At 69.3% G+C, this 15951-nt stretch carries 14 protein-coding genes; 5 read left to right on the top strand and 9 right to left on the bottom strand.

What is annotated here, in order from left to right:
* Positions 1-32 precede the first annotated feature (32 nt).
* Entirely contained in the window at positions 33-1868 is a 1836-nt protein-coding gene (locus tag E0H50_RS20185; protein WP_131290732.1) for an AMP-dependent synthetase/ligase, read from the bottom strand.
* Positions 1869-1976: 108 nt separating this feature from the next.
* Here E0H50_RS20185 and E0H50_RS20180 point away from each other — a divergent pair, with 108 nt between their 5' ends.
* Both E0H50_RS20180 and E0H50_RS43465 read left to right on the top strand, forming a co-directional pair.
* Positions 1977-3365: a peptide-N4-asparagine amidase gene (locus E0H50_RS20180; protein WP_202868228.1), complete on the top strand. Its 1389-nt coding sequence runs from the start codon at positions 1977-1979 to the stop codon at positions 3363-3365.
* Positions 3317-3571 carry a hypothetical protein gene (locus E0H50_RS43465; protein ID WP_202868227.1) on the top strand — a complete coding sequence of 85 codons (255 nt, stop codon included), beginning with the start codon at positions 3317-3319 and terminating at the stop codon, positions 3569-3571. The genes E0H50_RS20180 and E0H50_RS43465 overlap by 49 nt, the downstream gene beginning before the upstream one ends.
* Here the strand turns inward: E0H50_RS43465 and E0H50_RS20175 are convergent.
* From E0H50_RS20175 to E0H50_RS20160, 4 genes are all read right to left on the bottom strand, one after another.
* Entirely contained in the window at positions 3559-6264 is a 2706-nt protein-coding gene (locus E0H50_RS20175) for an AfsR/SARP family transcriptional regulator (protein ID WP_131290729.1), read from the bottom strand. The two genes, E0H50_RS43465 and E0H50_RS20175, sit on opposite strands and share 13 nt — an antisense overlap.
* A 110-nt stretch (positions 6265-6374) precedes the next feature.
* Positions 6375-7400 carry an aspartate-semialdehyde dehydrogenase gene (locus E0H50_RS20170; RefSeq protein WP_131290725.1) on the bottom strand — a complete coding sequence of 342 codons (1026 nt, stop codon included), beginning with the start codon at positions 7398-7400 and terminating at the stop codon, positions 6375-6377.
* Between the two features lie 239 nt (positions 7401-7639).
* Positions 7640-7825: a tautomerase family protein gene (locus E0H50_RS20165; protein WP_131290722.1), complete on the bottom strand. Its 186-nt coding sequence runs from the start codon at positions 7823-7825 to the stop codon at positions 7640-7642.
* 67 nt (positions 7826-7892) lie between these two features.
* Positions 7893-9395, bottom strand: coding sequence for a sodium:solute symporter family protein (locus tag E0H50_RS20160; protein WP_131290720.1), 1503 nt, complete (start codon positions 9393-9395; stop codon positions 7893-7895).
* A 148-nt stretch (positions 9396-9543) separates the two neighbouring features.
* Here E0H50_RS20160 and kduI point away from each other — a divergent pair, with 148 nt between their 5' ends.
* The 3 genes from kduI to E0H50_RS20145 are packed head-to-tail and all read left to right on the top strand — an operon-like array spanning position 9544 to position 11896.
* Complete coding sequence (gene kduI, locus E0H50_RS20155; RefSeq protein ID WP_238151090.1) at positions 9544-10368, top strand: 5-dehydro-4-deoxy-D-glucuronate isomerase; 825 nt, start codon at positions 9544-9546, stop codon at positions 10366-10368.
* On the top strand, positions 10365-11120 hold the full coding sequence (locus E0H50_RS20150; RefSeq protein ID WP_131290717.1) for an SDR family oxidoreductase: 756 nt from the start codon (positions 10365-10367) through the stop codon (positions 11118-11120). Before kduI ends, E0H50_RS20150 begins: the two co-directional genes overlap by 4 nt.
* Before the next feature lie 20 nt (positions 11121-11140).
* On the top strand, positions 11141-11896 hold the full coding sequence (locus E0H50_RS20145) for an IclR family transcriptional regulator (RefSeq protein ID WP_131290714.1): 756 nt from the start codon (positions 11141-11143) through the stop codon (positions 11894-11896).
* Here E0H50_RS20145 and E0H50_RS20140 read toward each other — a convergent pair.
* From E0H50_RS20140 to E0H50_RS20125, 4 genes are all read right to left on the bottom strand, one after another.
* On the bottom strand, positions 11875-13146 hold the full coding sequence (locus E0H50_RS20140) for an MFS transporter (RefSeq protein WP_131290711.1): 1272 nt from the start codon (positions 13144-13146) through the stop codon (positions 11875-11877). The two genes, E0H50_RS20145 and E0H50_RS20140, sit on opposite strands and share 22 nt — an antisense overlap.
* Before the next feature lie 163 nt (positions 13147-13309).
* Positions 13310-13948, bottom strand: a complete 639-nt coding sequence (locus E0H50_RS20135) for an MOSC domain-containing protein (protein WP_131290708.1) — start codon at positions 13946-13948, stop codon at positions 13310-13312.
* Positions 13949-13952: 4 nt separating this feature from the next.
* Positions 13953-15344 carry an MFS transporter gene (locus tag E0H50_RS20130; RefSeq protein ID WP_131290706.1) on the bottom strand — a complete coding sequence of 464 codons (1392 nt, stop codon included), beginning with the start codon at positions 15342-15344 and terminating at the stop codon, positions 13953-13955.
* Positions 15341-15919: a TetR/AcrR family transcriptional regulator gene (locus E0H50_RS20125; protein ID WP_202868226.1), complete on the bottom strand. Its 579-nt coding sequence runs from the start codon at positions 15917-15919 to the stop codon at positions 15341-15343. The genes E0H50_RS20130 and E0H50_RS20125 overlap by 4 nt, the downstream gene beginning before the upstream one ends.
* Positions 15920-15951 lie beyond the last annotated feature (32 nt).

Genomic DNA, 15951 nt, shown 5'->3' with positions numbered 1-15951 from the left:
ACGCGAGGGGAGAGGTGGCCGGGAGACTTCTGTTACTCGTACATCTTGTCGAGTACGTCGGCGTACTGGGTTTCTACGTGTTTGCGTTTGAGTTTGAGGCTGGGGGTCATTTCGCCGGATTCGACGGTGAGGTCGCGGTCGAGGATGGTGAACTTCTTGATGGTTTCCCAGCGGTTGAGGCCGGCGTTGAGTTCGTCGACGTAGCCCTGGACCATGGCGTGCGCGGCGTCGGACGTGACGATCTCGGCGTACGGCTTGCCGGCCAGGCCGTTCGCGGCCGCCCAGCCCTCGATCGAATCGGGGTCGAGGGTGACGAGGGCGGAGACGAAGTTACGCAGGTTGCCGTGCACGATGAACTGGCTCGCGTACGGGCAGATCGTCTTGAAGCGGCCCTCGATCACCTGCGGCGCGACGTACTTGCCGCCGGAGGTCTTGAACAGGTCCTTCTTGCGGTCGGTGATGAACAGGTACTCGTCCTCGAAGTGCCCGATGTCGCCGGTGTGGAACCAGCCGTCGGCGCCGAGCACCTCGGCGGTCTGCTCGGGCTGGTTGTGGTACCCGCTCATGACGCCGTCGCCCTTGATCAGGATCTCCCCGTCCTCGGCGATCTTGAACTGCGTCCCGGGGAACGCCGGCCCGACGCTTCCGAGCCGGTACTGCGTCGGCCGGTTCAGCGTCGATCCCGCCGAGGTCTCCGACAAACCGTACCCCTCGAGGATCAGCAGCCCCGCGGCGTGGAACCACTCCGCCAACGACTTGTCGAGCGCGGCCGACCCGGACACGAAGAACCGGATCCGGCCACCGAAGCGGGCCCGGATCTTCGACAGCACGAGCCGATCGGCGGCCGCGTACTGCGCGCCCAGCAACCCGCCCGGCTCCTTGCCGGCCTGCCGCAGCGCCGAAACCTTGGCACCGACCCCGAACGCCCAGTCGAACAGCTTGGCCTTCGCCCCGCCCTCGGACTGGATCATCGTCACGATCCGCCCGTGGGCCTTCTCGAAGATCCGCGGCGCCGCGGCCATGAACGTCGGTTGTACGACAGCCGCATTGTCGACAATCTTGTCGATCCGCCCGTCGACCGCGGTGGCGAACCCGAGCTGGAACTGGACGGCGAGCAGCACCTGGCCGAACACGTGCGACAACGGCAGCCACAGGAACTGCAGGTCGTCCGGTGACAGCACCTGCATCCCCTCGACCGCGGCGCCCTCGTACGTCCACACCGAGTGCGGCAGCCGCACTCCCTTCGGGCGTCCCGTCGTACCGGACGTGTAGATCAACGTGCACAGGTCGTCCGGCGTAATGCCTGCAATCCGATCGTCGACAATCGACGGGTGCTCGGCCAGGTAGGCGTCACCGAGCGCGTCGAGTTCGCCCAGGCCGATCACCCAGTCCCCATCGCTCTCGAGAGGCGTACCGTCCAGCAGCACGACCTTGCGCAGCGACGGTGTCTCGTTCCGGTGCTCGCGGAGCTTGTCCACCTGCCCGGCGTCCTCGGCGAACACCACCTGGACGTCGGCATCGGCCACGATGAACGCCACGTCGGACGAGATCGTCGACGGGTAGATCGTGGTGGTCGCGGCGGCGGCCAGCACTGCGGCCAGGTAGCACTCGATCCACTCGATCCGGGTGCTGGACGCGACGGCGACCCGCTGCTCAGGCTCCACGCCGAGCGCGATCAGGCCGGCGGCGCGCCGGCGGGTCAACGCCTCGGTCTCGCGCCAGGTCACCGACTTCCATTGGTCGGCGCGCGGGAACCGGAACGCCTCCCGTTCAGGGGTCGCCGCCACCCGGTCCAGGAACATCTGGGCCATGGTGTCCTTGCGGTTGCTGAGAAGCGCGAGCTGGCCGGAATCGGCGACAGGCTTCATAACTGGCCTCCATCGGGGGTCAAGTAACCGGAGGGTAATCGCTGGGGCCTATGCCTGACCATGGCACTCGCTTGCCCACCTGCACCTTCTCCATTACGTTTCCGCAACATGCGCATACGGTCGGTGGCTCTGGCCTCACTATCCGTTCTACTCCTCTGTTTCGGCGCTCCGGCCCACGCGGTGACCCCGCCGGCGGAGTTCGGGTCGGACTACGACGACCCGCGGACGCCCGCGCCGAAGGTCGCCGTACCGGACACCAGGCACTGCGAGGTGCAGATCGTCCGGAACCAGTTCCGCAACTTCGACCCGTACCAGGCGACGTACACGCCCCCGGCCGCGTGCCAGGGTCCGTGGGCCAAGGTCGTGCTGCGGATGCACGGCGAGGTGAAGGGCGTGCAGTACGACCGCCTCGGGCACATCACGATCGGCGGCGTCGGCGTCTTCCGGACGTCGACCCCGGAACCGAGCACCGACGGTATCGCCTGGGACGTCGAGAAGGACGTCACGTCGTACAGCCCGCTCCTGCGGACGTCGCAACCCGTCGTCATGGAGCTCGGCAACGTCGTCAACGACACGTACACCGGCGTGCTCGACATCACGGTGACGCTCGACTTCTACACCACCGACCGCCACACCCCGGCTGCCCGGACCGCCAACGACGTACTCCCGCTGCAGAACCAGACGCGTGAGAACTCGGACCTGATCGGTACGGCGACCTTGCCGCGCAACACGACCCGCCTGCTCGGCGAGGTCTACGTCACCGGATCAGGCGGCGGCTGCGAGGAGTTCTGGGACACGTCCGCGCCGGCCGAGACCGGGTACTCCTGCCCGGACGGATCGCCGTACCGTGAGGTCGACGTCAGCATCGACGGCAAACTCGCCGGGATCGCGCTGCCGTACCCGTACATCTACACGGGCGGCTGGTCGAACCCGTACTCGTGGCGCCCGTCCCCCGCACCGCGCGCGTTCGATATCAAGCCGTTGACGTACGACCTCACGCCGTTCGCCGGACTGCTCACCGACGGCAAGCCGCACGAGTTCCGCGTGCACGTCGACGGCGTACCGGCCGGCCAATCGGGCTGGTTCACCGTCCCGAACCTGCACGTCTGGACCGACGCCCACCGTGCGCAAACGACCGGCAAACTCACGTCGTACGCCGTCAGCCCGCTGGCCAAGACCGATGACGTGACCGGCGCACCGAACGCGGCGGGATCCGTCAACACCAAGGCATCTCGCACGCTGACGATCAGCGGGTACGTCGACACTTCAAAGGGCCGTGTCCGGACGAGCGTCCAACGCGCGCTGAGCAACGTCTCCAAGCACACTTGGGACGCCGGCGAGTCCCGCGCGCGCTGGACGCGAACTGGCGCGACACCGCGACGACGATCAGCAACGGCCGCGTCGACCGCACCGACCTCGACTACGGCAAGAACGGCGTACTCACCTTCTTGCCCAACGCAACGACCCCCGGCGGGTACGACGTCGTCACGGACCTGAAGATCCACGACACGATCCGCACCCCGGCGCGGACCAGCACCGAGACGTACGACGGTCGCGCGTCCTGGATCTACGGCGTACCGCGGGACCAACGGCACCCGACCGGGACCCAAACCGTCCGCTTCCGCGCGCTCGGTCACGGCTGCTACGACCACACCTTGACCGCGGTGAACGGCGTGTACACGAAGGACTTCTACCGCTGCTGAGCGAGACAGTTGCGGACTGTCTCCGCATCCGGATGGTCGAGCGCGTCCAGGATCTCCAGGGCCGCTGCGTAACTGGCGCGTGCGCCGTCACCGCGGCCGGCCCGGTCCTGGACGCGAGCCATCGCCATCAGGCAGTCCGCGGTGTCGAGCCGCCGGCCGAGCGCCCGCAGTACATCGACGGCGACCGTGTACAGGGCGATCGCCTCGTCGAACCGCCCGAGGCCGGCGAGCGCGTAGCCGCTGGTGTCGCTGGCCACCGCACGACCGAACTCGGAGTCCGACTCGGTGTACAGCTTCAGGGACTGCTGGGCGTAGTCCAGCCCAGCCTGGTACTCACCGAGCTCGGAGTGGTACCACCCGAGATTGTTGAGGGCGTTGGCCCGCGCGTCGACATGTCCGGTGCGCTCGTAGATCCGCAGCGCCCGCTGGGTGTGCTCGATCGCCCGCCGATGGTCCCCGATCCGCGTGTACACCCGCCCCAGCCCGAGTGATCCGTGCGCGATGGCCGCCTCGTCGTCGAGCTCCTCCGCGATGCCGAGCGCGAGCTCGTGCTGCCGGATCGCCTCGTCCCACTCGCGCATCGCCATGTGCCCGCGGGCCAGGTCGCGGCGCGTGTGCGCCTGCTTGGTGAGATCGCCGAGCCGTACCGCGGCCTCGAGCGCCAACTGTTGCGCCTGCGGGTACCCGGACCGGCCGCGGAAGTCGAGATAGTCCGCGATCGTCCATACACAAAGCCACAGCGCCGCATCGGCACGCCCGGCCGCGGCCCGCAGTACGGCGAGATTGTTCGGCTGCTCCGCATCGAACCAGGCGAACGCCTCGTCGCGGGTCGTCGGCGCGACCACCTCGACGTCCGCGGGAAGCTCCGGCAGCTCGACCCGGACCCTGCTGGGCGCCAGCAGGACCGCGGCCGCGAACCCGGTGTGGACGAGGTAGCCGAGCAGCCGCTCGAAGGCCGCGTCCGCTTCGGCGGGCTCGCACAGCTCCTGCCCGTAGGCGCGCAGGAGGTCGTGCAGCACCCATCGATCCGGCTCGATCTCGATCAGCTGATGGTTCGCCACCAGCTCCGCGGCCATCCGCCGCGCCGCACGGATCGGTACGCCGGCCAGCGCGGCCGCCGCTCCGGGCGTGATCTCGGTGCCGGGATGCTGCGCGACCAGCCGGAACATCCGCGCCAGCTCCGGTCGCAACTGCCGGTACGACCAGGAGAAGATCGTCCGTACGCCGACACCGTCCGCGGTCGACAACGCGTCGAGCGGACTCTCACCGAGCGCCCGGACGAACGACGCCAGCGACCGCCGGGGGCGCAGCGCGATCTGCGCCGCGAGCAACGAGAGGGCCAGCGGCAGACCGGCACAACGTTCGACCAGCGCGTCGACGCTCGCCGGATCCGACCCGAACCGCTCCGCACCGATCCTTGCCGCCAGCAACTGCTTCGACTGCGGCGGGTCGAACACGTCCAGCCGGATCGGCTCCGCCTGTTCCGTCGCCACCAGACCGGCGAGCTCGTTGCGGCTGGTGACGACGGTGCAGCATCCGGATCCGGTCGTCGCGAGTGGGCGGACCTGATCGGCGGAGCGCGCGTTGTCGAGGACGACCAGGACGGCCCGTTCGGCCAGCAGGCTGCGGTACAGCGCGATCTGTGCCTCGGCGTTCGCCGGCAGCCGATCGGGCGGCGTCCCGAGTGCGACCAGGAAGCGCGAGAGGATCGCTTGCGGGTCGGCCGGTTCCGCGACGGGCGAGAAGCCGAGCAGGTCGGCGTACAGGATGCCGTCGGGGAAACGGTCCTCGACCCGACGGGCCCAGTGGACCGCGAGCGAGGTCTTGCCGATGCCGGCCGCGCCGATGACCAGGCCGAGGTTCGCGGTCGGGAGCAGTTCGTCGAGGCGCCGGAGGTCGTCGGTGCGGCCGGCGAAGGCGGGAATGGTGGCGGGAAGCTGATGCGGTACGACGCCCGTTGCGGTGCCCGTGCCCGTTGCCGTGCCCGTTGCGGTGAGGAGTTCGGTGTGCAGGGTTCTGAGTTCGGGGCCGGGGTCGGCGCCGAGAAGCTCGCGCAGCCGGTCGGCGACATCGCCGTACGTGGCCAGAGCAAGCGCCGTGCGGCCGGAGGCTTGATGGGCGCGGATCAGCTGCGCCCAGAAGCGTTCACGGGTCGGGTGGCGCTCGGCGAGTTCGGTCAGTTCGGGGACGAGGTCGGCGGACTCACCGGCGGCGAGGCGCGCGTCGACGTACAGCTCCTGCGCCTGGAGGTGCTCCTCGTCGAGCCGGGGGATCAGGTCACGGGCGTTCAGGCCCGCGAGCGGCTCGCCGCGCCACAGTGCCAGGGCAGCGGCGAGGGGCTCGATCCGGTCGGCGGGATCGGTGAGCGCGGCGGCGCTGCGGACCAGGGACCGGAACACCTCGACGTCGACCTGCGCGGGATCGACGCGGAGCGAGTAACCGCCCGCGTCCGTGCGGACCATGGTTCTGCCGGTGTCACCCAGCGCGGTGCGCAGCCGGGAGACATAGATCTGCAGCGCCGAGCGCGGGTTGCCCGGTAGCTCGTCCTCGTTCCACAACAGCTCGACGAGGTCGTCGATCGGCGTCGTCCGATTGACCCGCAGGACGAGCGCAGCCAGCAGCGCCGCAACCCGGCGCGACGGCAACGGTACGACGTCGCCGTCGGCCGTCCTGACCTCCACGGCCCCCAGCACCCGGAACTCCAGCCCGGCCACCTCCCTCGCCAGAGCCCTCAACCCTAGGGCATGTCTCCCTGTCCCGCAGTAGGCGTGGGACCGGGAGACATGCCCTAGGGCACGGGAGGTCAGCGTGCAGCGAGGAGTTCGGCGATCTGGACCGCGTTCAGGGCGGCGCCCTTGCGCAGGTTGTCGTTCGAGACGAACAGGATCAGTCCGCGGTTACCCGGGACGGACTGGTCCTGGCGGATACGGCCGACGTACGACGGGTCCTGACCGGCCGCGAGCAGCGGGGTCGGGAGGTCCGTGACGGCGACGCCCGGCGCGGCGCCCAGGAGCTCGGTCGCCTGCTCCGGAGTGATCGACTCGGCGAACTCGGCGTGGATGCTGAGCGAGTGGCCGGTGAAGACCGGCACCCGGACGCAGGTGCCGGCGACCGGAAGGTCCGGGAGGTGCAGGATCTTGCGGCTCTCGTTGCGGAGCTTCTGCTCCTCGTCGGTCTCACCGGTCCCGTCGGCAACGATCGACCCGGCCAGCGGGAGCACGTTGAACGCGATCGGCCCGGCGTACACCTTGGGCTCCGGCAGCGTGATGCCGTCGGTGCCGCGGGCCAGCGCGCCGCCGGTCTGCACCAGCTCACGCGCCTGGTCCTCGAGCTCGCTCACGCCGACGCCGCCGGAGCCCGAGACGGCCTGGTAGGTCGAGACGACGAGGCGAGTCAGGCCGGCCGCGCGGTGCAGCGGGGCCAGCACCGGCATCGCGGCCATGGTCGTGCAGTTCGGGTTGGCGACGATGCCCTTCGGGATCGTGGCGAGGTCCTCGGGGTTCACCTCGGACACCACCAGCGGTACGTCCGGGTCCATCCGCCAGCCGGACGAGTTGTCGACGACGACCGCACCGGCCGCCGCGACCTTCGGAGCGAGCTCCTTCGACGCCGTCTTGCCGTTGGAGAACAAGGCGAGCTCGAGCCCGGAGAAGTCCGCCGTCGCCGAGTCCTCGACGACAACCTCCCGGTCCCCGAACGCCAGCTTCTTCCCCGCCGACCGCGCCGAGGCGAAGAACCGCACCTCGTCCACCGGGAAGCTGCGCTCAACCAGCAACTCCCGCATCACGCCGCCGACCTGACCCGTCGCACCGAACACACCTACTCGCATGAGTCAGACCCTAGTAGGTCCACACCACACCCGCCCGCCCGTTTCACCATCCGGCGCCCCGCCCAGACCCGCATTTCGTGGGTTGGCGTCCGCGATGCTGGGTTTGCGCCCGGGATCCTGGACGCAAACCCAGCATCTGGTGGGTATACCCACGAAAGGGGATCAATCGAAGCCGGTGAGTTGTCCGTGTGCGGGGCGGGGTGCGGATGGGGTTGGGGTGTGGGGGTTGGGTGTGCCGGTCAGAGGTCGGCGGCCAGGGTGCCGCCGTTGGCGACGTCGGTTTTCTCGATTTCGGTGAAGACGATGCGGACCGCTTCGCGCTTGGCGCCGAGGATGGCGATCGCGGAGTCGGTGACGGCGGCGACGAACTCGCGGCGCTGGTCGAGGGTGCGGCCGGAGAGGAGTTCGACGGTGATGTTCGGCATGAGGGGCGTCTCCTAGCGTGGACGGTTCCGTGACATGGGACAGTGTTTCAGATTCAGGACAGCGCTTTCAGGACAGGGCCGCCGCCGGGCGGGTGCCGACCTCGTCGGGGTCGGTGTTCAGCGAGTCGACCAGTTCGTCGACGTCCGCGCGGTTCTCCGGCGCGAGCAGGCCGAGTCCGACGTACACCACCAGAGAAGTTGCCAGCGGCAACGCGACGACCAGGGTGGTGTCCGTCGAGCCGACGCCGTACTTGACGATCGCCCACGCGATCAGCCCGGTCGCCCACGACGCCAGGGCGGCCCGTGGTCCGCTGCGCCGGAACCACGGCAGCAGCCCGAGCATCAGCGGGATCGCGATCGGTCCCATCGTCGCGGCGACCAGGTCGACGACGATCTTCAGGACGACGCCTTCACCGTTGGTCGCGATCGCGATCAGCATGCTCACCGTGACGAACGTGAACGTGACGATCCGCGCCATCTTCAGCGCCGCGCCGTCGGTCAGCTGCCGGACGCGCGGCACCAGCACCGGCGCCAGGTCCCGCGTGATCACCGACGAGATCGCGTTCGCGTCGGAGGCCACCATCGCCATCGTGTGCGAGAAGAACCCGGCCAGCACCAGCCCGATCAGCCCCGTCGGCAGCAGCAGTTGCGCGAGGGCGACGTACGACTGCTCGGCCTTGCCCGGGTGCACCAGCAGCGGCGCCGCGCACATCGGGATGAACAGGATCAACGGCCAGACCAGCCACAGCACCGAGGACAGCAGGGCCGACTTCTTCGCGGCGGATCCGGACGGCGCGGCCATGTACCGCTGCGCCAGGTTCCACATGCCGCCGTTGTACTCGAAGGTTTTGATGAACAGGAACGCGATCAGGAAGATCGGCGTGTACGGCCCGTTCAGCGCGTCACCGTGCCCGGCCGGCAACTGGTCCCACATCTTCCACAGCGTCGGTACGCCGTCCAGGTGCGCGAGCACTCCGATGAACATCGCGACACCGGCCCCGAACTGGATCACGAACTGCCCGAAGTCCGTCAGTACGTCGGCCCACAGCCCGCCGAGCGTGGCGTACAGCATCGTCACGACGCCGGTGAGCAGGATCCCCCACCGGATCGGCACCCCGGTGAAACCGTTCAGGAGTACGGCGATCGCGACCCATTTCGACGCGATGTCGACGACCTTCAGCGCAGCACCGGAGTACGCGAGCGCCTGCTGCGTCGACAGGTTGTAGCGGCGCGCGAGGTACTCCAGCGGCGACACGACCCCCTGTTTGGCCCGCAGCCGGTTCCAGCGCGCCGCGAACAGGAACGCGCCGATGCCGACACCGACGCCGATCGTCATCGCCCACCAGACGTAGACGGTGATGCCGTACGAGTACGCGACCGCCGCGAACGCGACGAACATGACGGCGCTGTAGCCGGACATGTGGTGCGAGATACCGGACAACCACCACGGAATCCGGCCACCGGTCGTGAAGTAGTCCACGACCGTCTTGATCTTGGTGCGCGACCAGACTCCGATCAGCACCATCAGCACGAAATAGCCGACCAGGACCGACCAGTCCAGAACGGTCATCAGAGAGCCTCCCAGGGGCGATGGGTTGGTTGAGAGGTTCCATTGACCAGAACCTGGTGTCAAGACACGGAACCTGGAACATTTCCGCGCCCAGTTCCAAGGCTCAACCACGATTGACAGGTGGTTTCGCTCAGTAGAACCTAGTTCCGTGACTCTGCAGATCAGGCACGCCACCCATCCCGAGCAGCTGCCCGGCTTCGACACGGCCGCGCTGCGCCGCCACTACCTGGTGGACGAGCTCTTCGTCCCCGGCGCCGTCACCGCGGTGCTCACCCACCACGACCGGATCGTGCTCGCCGGCGCCCGCCCGACGGACGGGCCGCTGACGCTCGGCACCTACCCCGAACTGCGCAGCGAGTTCTTCCTCGAACGCCGCGAGGCAGGCATCGTCAACGTCGGCGAACCCGGCACGGTCACCGCCGACGGAACGAAGTACGAGCTGACCACCGGCGCCTGCCTGTACGTCGGACGCGGCGTCCGCGACGTGGTCTTCGACGGACCTGCGGCGGCGTTCTACGTGTTCTCCGCGCCCGCGCACACGAGCTTCCCGACCGCGCAGGTCAACCCCGGCGAGGGCAATCGCCTCGAGCTCGGCGATCAGCAGACCGCGAACCGCCGGACGATCGACCAGTTCATCCACGCGGACGGCGTTCAGAGCTGCCAGGTCGTGCTCGGCGTGACGACGCTGCACGCGGGCAGCACCTGGAACACGATGCCCGCCCACACCCACGACCGCCGGACCGAGTGCTACCTGTACTTCGGGCTCCCGGAGACCGAGCGGATCGTGCACCTACTGGGCGAGCCCGACGAGACGCGGCACCTGCTGGTAGCGGACCGGCAGGCGGTCATCTCCCCCAGCTGGTCGATCCACTCCGGCTGCGGCACGTCGTCGTACAGCTTCGTGTGGGCGATGGCCGGCGAGAACCAGGCGTTCGGCGACATGGACGGTGTCGACGTACGGGACCTGCGGTGACGGCTTTCAGTCTCGAAGGACGTACGGCGTTGGTCACCGGAGCCCGGCGTGGGATCGGCGCGGCGATCGCTGCCGGGTACGCCGCTGCCGGCGCCGAGCTGATCCTGATGGCCCGGGACGCGGCGCTCGAGGACACGCTCGAGGCGATCAAGCAGAACGGCGGCGGCGACGCGTCCGTGGTGATCGCGGACTTCGCCGACCCGGCCGCGGTCGAACGAGCGGCCGCGGAGATTGTCGACAACCGGAACGTCGACATTCTGGTCAACAACGCCGGCACGATCCGGCGGGCGCCGGCGGCCGAGACCACGACCGCGGACTGGCAGCACGTGATCGACGTGAACCTCAACTCCACCTGGGCGGTGACGCGCCCGGTCGGGGCCGCGATGGCGCAGCGGCGGACCGGGAAGATCGTCACGATCGCGTCGTTGCTGAGCTTCCAGGGTGGGATCACCGTCCCGGCGTACACGGCGAGCAAGCACGCGGTGGCGGGGCTGACCCGGGCGCTGGCCAACGAGTGGGGGCCGGCCGGGGTCCAGGTGAACGCGATCGCGCCCGGGTACATCAGCACCGACAACACCACGGAGCTGCGCGCCGACCCGGAGCGGGAGGTCTCGATCCGGCAGCGCATCCCGGCCGGGCGCTGGGGACGGCCGGAGGACGTCGTGGGAGCCGCGGTGTTCCTCGCGTCGGCGGCGGCGGACTACGTCAACGGGCACGTGCTCGCGGTCGACGGTGGCTGGCTGGCGAGGTGAGGAGTGGCAGGATGTCCGACATGAGTTCGCCCTCGGCCATCGACAAGACGTTGATGGTGCTGGACGCCGTACTGGAGCACTCGCGGTTCACCGACGTGGTGAACGCGACCGGCCTGGCCAAGTCCACGGTGCACCGGATCATGGCGTCGCTGGTCGAGCACGAGTTCGTCACGCAGGCCGACGACGGCTCGTACCACCCGGGGCCGAAGGCACTCCGGCTCGCCGGTCACGCCCTCACGAACGTCGACCTCGCCACCGTGGCCCGCCCGGTACTCGCGGACCTCGTCGCGCAGACCCGGTGCACGGTCCACGTCGGCCTGCTGAACGGCGACGAGGCGATCTACGTCGCGCGGCTCGACGGCCCGAAGCCGTACCGGATGCCGTCACGGGTCGGCAAGGCGATCTGGCTGCACTGCACCGGTATCGGCAAGGCGCTGCTCGCGGAGAAGGACGACGAGGCGCTCGACGTCCACATCACCCGGACCGGTCTGCCCGCCCGCACTCCCCTGACCCACACGTCGGCGGCCACGCTGAAGGCCGATCTCGCCCAGATCAGGTCCCGCGGCTACGCACTCGACGACGAGGAGAACGAGCCCGGCATCCGCTGCGTCGCCGCGGTCATCCACGACCACACGGGCGCCGCGATCGCCGCGGTCAGCATCTCCACCCTCTCGCTGGAACAGTCGATCGCCCAGGTCGCCCTGATGGCCCCCGCCGCCATCGAAGCCGCCCGCAAGATCTCCGCAGCCCTCGGCTACCGCGAACCCACCAGCTGATCCCCCGCCTGCCCCCCTGCCTGATCCCCCGCCTGACCCGCCGCCTGACCCGCCGCCTGGCGCGCCGCGGCCCAGCGCACGACCGGGACCGAGAGGATGCCGACGGCGGCGAACCAGAGGCCGAGGATGATCCAGCCGGGGACGCCCAGGCCGAGTGGGAGCAGGGCGAGGACCGTGGGGGCGACCATGGTGCTGATCGACATGCTCGTGTTCCAGACGCCCTGGTACTGGCCTTGGGCGTGACTCGGCGCCAGGTCGAAGCTGAGCAGGAACGATCCCGAGGACTGCAGCAGTTCGGCGATCACCTGCACCAGAGCGCCGACGGCGAGCAGACCGACCGCGATCGCGGCGTTGCCCCAGGTCGCGCCGGCCAGCAGGACCATCGATGCCAGCAGCAACAACCCTGCGGTGCGGGTGGCGCGGGCGGCCGTCGACGGATCGGCGATACCGCGCGACGAGCGCACCTGGAACAGCGAAACCACGACGGTGTTGATGATCAGCAGCAGCGCGATCGTCCAGCGCGGAGCGTCCGTGTGATCGACCACCCAGAGCGGGATCGCGACATCGAGAACGGCGAAGTGGATGCTCATGCCTGCGTTGAGCGCGGCGACCGCGAGGTACCCACGGTCGCGCAGCGCGATCCACACCGGCCCGCCGTCGTCATGGGGTTGCGGCGCGACCCGCGGGATCGCCAGGACGACGAACGCCGCGATACTGCTGAGGACGGCGTCGAGCACGAACATCAGGCGGTACGCCGTACCGGTGTCGAAATGCAGTGCGAACGCGCCGATCCCCGCCCCGGCCATGATGCCGATGTTCGTGACGGCCCGCAGGTACGCGCGGGCCGCGACCCGGCCGGCGCCGTGCGTGATGGCGGCGATCAACGCGGCGCGCACCGCTCCGGCGCCGCGGTCGACCATCGTCAGCACGATGCTCACGACCAGGAACTGCCAGAAGGTGTGCACGAACAGGTACACCAGGGACAGGCCGCACACCGTCAGGCTCAGGACGACGAACAACCCGCGCGGCCCGCGCCGATCGGCGAGATGCCCGAGCGGTACGGCGGACAGCAGGCCGAACAGGCCCGCGATGGTCAGACCGAGCCCGACCTGAGCGATCGAAAGGCCGACGATCCGCGTGAAGTACAGCACGCTGACCGTCATCAGCAACCCGTTGCCGACCCGGCTGAGCAACGTCGCCAGCGCCAACGCCCGCAACGGCCCCGGCTCCGGCAGCACCCCCTTCACCACAACCCTTCCCCTCTCCTCATTTCCCTGGCAGACCCACCAAATACCGTGGCTGACCCATCAAATGGGGGGTTAATGACCCGTGACACGGGTGTGGAACCCCGCATTTGCTGGGTCAGCCAGGGAAATTGGAGTTGCGCGGTCGGGAGGGGTGCGGGCCGGGGGCTCATCCGCGGGAGAGGCCGCGGGAGAGGACGCGGTGGGCGGTGTCGCGGAGTTCGTCCATCAGGTCCACGCCGGAGTCGAGCATGCGACGGAGCTTCGCCGGGTCCTGGGCGCCGAACATCTCCGCGATGGTGACCTCGTGGTCCGGGCGGCTGATGATCTCGATCGGGTCGCCGGCGCCGATCGTGCCTTCGCGGAGCACCCTCAGGTACGCGCCGGGGCAGCCGGCCTGGTGGAAGCGCTTGACCCAGTGCGGCTCCTGCATACGGTGCTGGAACGTGATGCACGGGATGCGCGGCGCGCGGACCATCACCTCGACCTCGTCGCCGATCCGCCAGACCTCACCGAGCAGCGCACCGCTGATGTCGACGCCCTCGGTCCGCAGGTTCTCGCCGAACAGACCGGTCGGGATGTCGCGGCCGAGTTCGGCGGCCCACCAGTCGGCGTCCTCCTCGGCGTACGCGTAGAGCGCGAGATCCGGGCCGCCGTGGTTCTTGGTGTCGCAGACCCGGTCCCCGGCGAGACCCAGCTCGCCGACCCGGACCCGGCCGGGCTGCGGGCGCTTGTCGATCGCGGTGAACCCCGTCTCCTTGGGACCCGGGATCAGCTGCTCCACCACATTGACCGTCAACAACCGCATACCGTCATCCTCTCCCGCGAAACCGCTCCGGAGCCACCGGTTTAAGCGGGAGTACGGCGACGATCAGCAGGGTGGCCGCGGTGGCGGCGACCCCGATCCAGGCGGCCGCGCCGTACCCGGACTCGCGGGGGAAAACGCCTGTCGTGTGGGTCGCGAGGATGAGGCCGCCGAGGGCGCTGCCGGTGGAGAAGCCGACGCTCCGGACGACCGCGTTCACGCTCATCGCGCTCGCGGTCTCGGCAGCCGGGGTGACGGCAAGGATGACGACCGGCATCGCGGCGGAGAACGCGCCGACGCCGAAACCGAGGATGCCGATGGCAAGGATCGGTTCGACCAGGTGTGATCGGGCGACCGCGAAGAGTACGAACGCGGCGAGGACCACCGCAGTACTTGCTGCCAGCAACGACCTGGCACCAAGGCGTAAGGCCGGGATCAGCCGGCCGGCGACGAACCCGAGGAGCGAGAACGGGACCAGGACCAGACCGGCCTGGAAGGAGCTGAGGCCGAAACCGTACCCGGCCGCCGCGGGTGTCTGTACGTAGCGGGTGATCAGGCTGAAGAGCAGGTACATGCCGACGCCGCCGACCAGCATCACGAGGTTCGCGGCGGCGACCGCGGGATGCCGAAGGAGCCTGATGTCGACCAGCGGACTCCCGGTGCGGACCTCGAGGAAGGTCCAGCCGATCAGGAGCAGGAGCGCGGCCGCAAGGAGCGCCGTGGCCGGGGCAGGGTGATCACCGATCTCACCGATGGCGAGGAGCAAGGCAGGCAGGGCGATCGCGAGCAGGATCGCACCGCGGACGTCGAGACGGGACGACGGCCGGTCCGGGGCCTGCGGTAGCGCGAAGACGGCGGCGACAAGGGCGGCCGCGGTGATGACGAGGCCGAGCCCGTACGCCGCGCGAACGCCGGCGAGGTCGGTGAGCAGCCCGGACAACGGGTAGCCGATTCCGATTCCCGCGGTCGACGCGACGGACAGCAACCCGATCGTCCGCGCGGCCCGCTGCTCGTCCAGGTGGTCCCGCGCGACCGCCATCATCAGCACGATCAGCCCGATCCCGGAGCCCTGCAGCGCCCGGCCGACCAGCAGGAACGCGAACGGCAGCGGGATCACCGTCAGCAGACTGCCGACGACCTCCACCGCCAGCATCACCAGTACGACGGTGCGCCGCCGCGGGCCCGACCCGAGCCGCCCGAGGACCGGCGTCGTCACGGATCCCGCCAGCAACGCGATCGTCAACGTCCACTGGGAGGCGGCGAGCGAAACGCCGTACGCCTCGGCCACGGCCGTGATCAACGGTGCGCCGAGGCTCCCGATCACCGCGCCGACCAGTCCGACGAAGACCAAGAACCCCACGAGCACTCGCGGGGCCCGCACCAGGGTCGGCGCGTTCATCGGTTGGTGTCGGTGGTGATGTGGGTGAAAAGCCCTGGTTTGATGCGGGTTCTGGCCTGATGGGACCACGGTTCGTCGACCTGCGGGAGATCCAGGGCGGCGTTCGTGTTGAGAAGCATGCCAAAGGCAAGGAACGCCTTGACGGTGACCGGGTCCAGTTGCGCGGTGTCCGCCACGGACTGCCACAGCCGCGCGAAGCTCGCCCGTACGGCGTCCCGCACCTCGCCGTCGCCTGCTGCCGCCGCGGCCGTGCCCTGCAACTGGAGCAGGAGCGTGGTGCGGTCGGCGAGCATGTCGTTGTACTCCTGCCCCATCGCCGCCAGCGCCTCGACCCCGCTCGCCCCACCGGCGGCCGCGACCATCGCCAGCCGCATCCGCTCGAACGCGGCGTCCACGCACTCCAGGAACAACAGTTTCTTCGTCCTGAACAACCGGAACACGTACGCCTGCGTGATCCCGGCCCGCCGCGCGATCGTCTCGGTCGAGGCGCCGTACAGCCCTGCGGCCGCGAACTCCTCCTCGGCGATCCCGAGTACCTGCTCGCGCCGTTCCTGCCCGCTCATCCGTGTCGGCATACGCTCGAAGTTAGTAGGTAGTAACTACTAAC

Source organism: Kribbella sindirgiensis, from assembly GCF_004331435.1.
In the GTDB taxonomy this organism is placed as follows: Bacteria; Actinomycetota; Actinomycetes; order Propionibacteriales; family Kribbellaceae; genus Kribbella; species Kribbella sindirgiensis.
The sequence above is the reverse complement of the archived record's forward strand: the minus strand, read 5'-3'. Positions and strand labels throughout refer to the sequence as shown.

Bases quoted from the DNA above. Each gene is read 5' to 3' on its own strand.
- E0H50_RS20135 (WP_131290708.1), bottom strand. From the start codon at position 13,948: ATGCGGTTGTTGACGGTCAATGTGGTGGAGCAGCTGATCCCGGGTCCC.
- E0H50_RS20165 (WP_131290722.1), bottom strand. From the start codon at position 7,825: ATGCCGAACATCACCGTCGAACTCCTCTCCGGCCGCACCCTCGACCAG.
- E0H50_RS20160 (WP_131290720.1), bottom strand. From the start codon at position 9,395: ATGACCGTTCTGGACTGGTCGGTCCTGGTCGGCTATTTCGTGCTGATG.
- E0H50_RS20145 (WP_131290714.1), top strand. From the start codon at position 11,141: ATGAGTTCGCCCTCGGCCATCGACAAGACGTTGATGGTGCTGGACGCC.
- E0H50_RS20125 (WP_202868226.1), bottom strand. From the start codon at position 15,919: ATGCCGACACGGATGAGCGGGCAGGAACGGCGCGAGCAGGTACTCGGG.
- E0H50_RS20185 (WP_131290732.1), bottom strand. From the start codon at position 1,868: ATGAAGCCTGTCGCCGATTCCGGCCAGCTCGCGCTTCTCAGCAACCGC.
- E0H50_RS20130 (WP_131290706.1), bottom strand. From the start codon at position 15,344: ATGAACGCGCCGACCCTGGTGCGGGCCCCGCGAGTGCTCGTGGGGTTC.
- E0H50_RS20180 (WP_202868228.1), top strand. From the start codon at position 1,977: ATGCGCATACGGTCGGTGGCTCTGGCCTCACTATCCGTTCTACTCCTC.
- E0H50_RS20170 (WP_131290725.1), bottom strand. From the start codon at position 7,400: ATGCGAGTAGGTGTGTTCGGTGCGACGGGTCAGGTCGGCGGCGTGATG.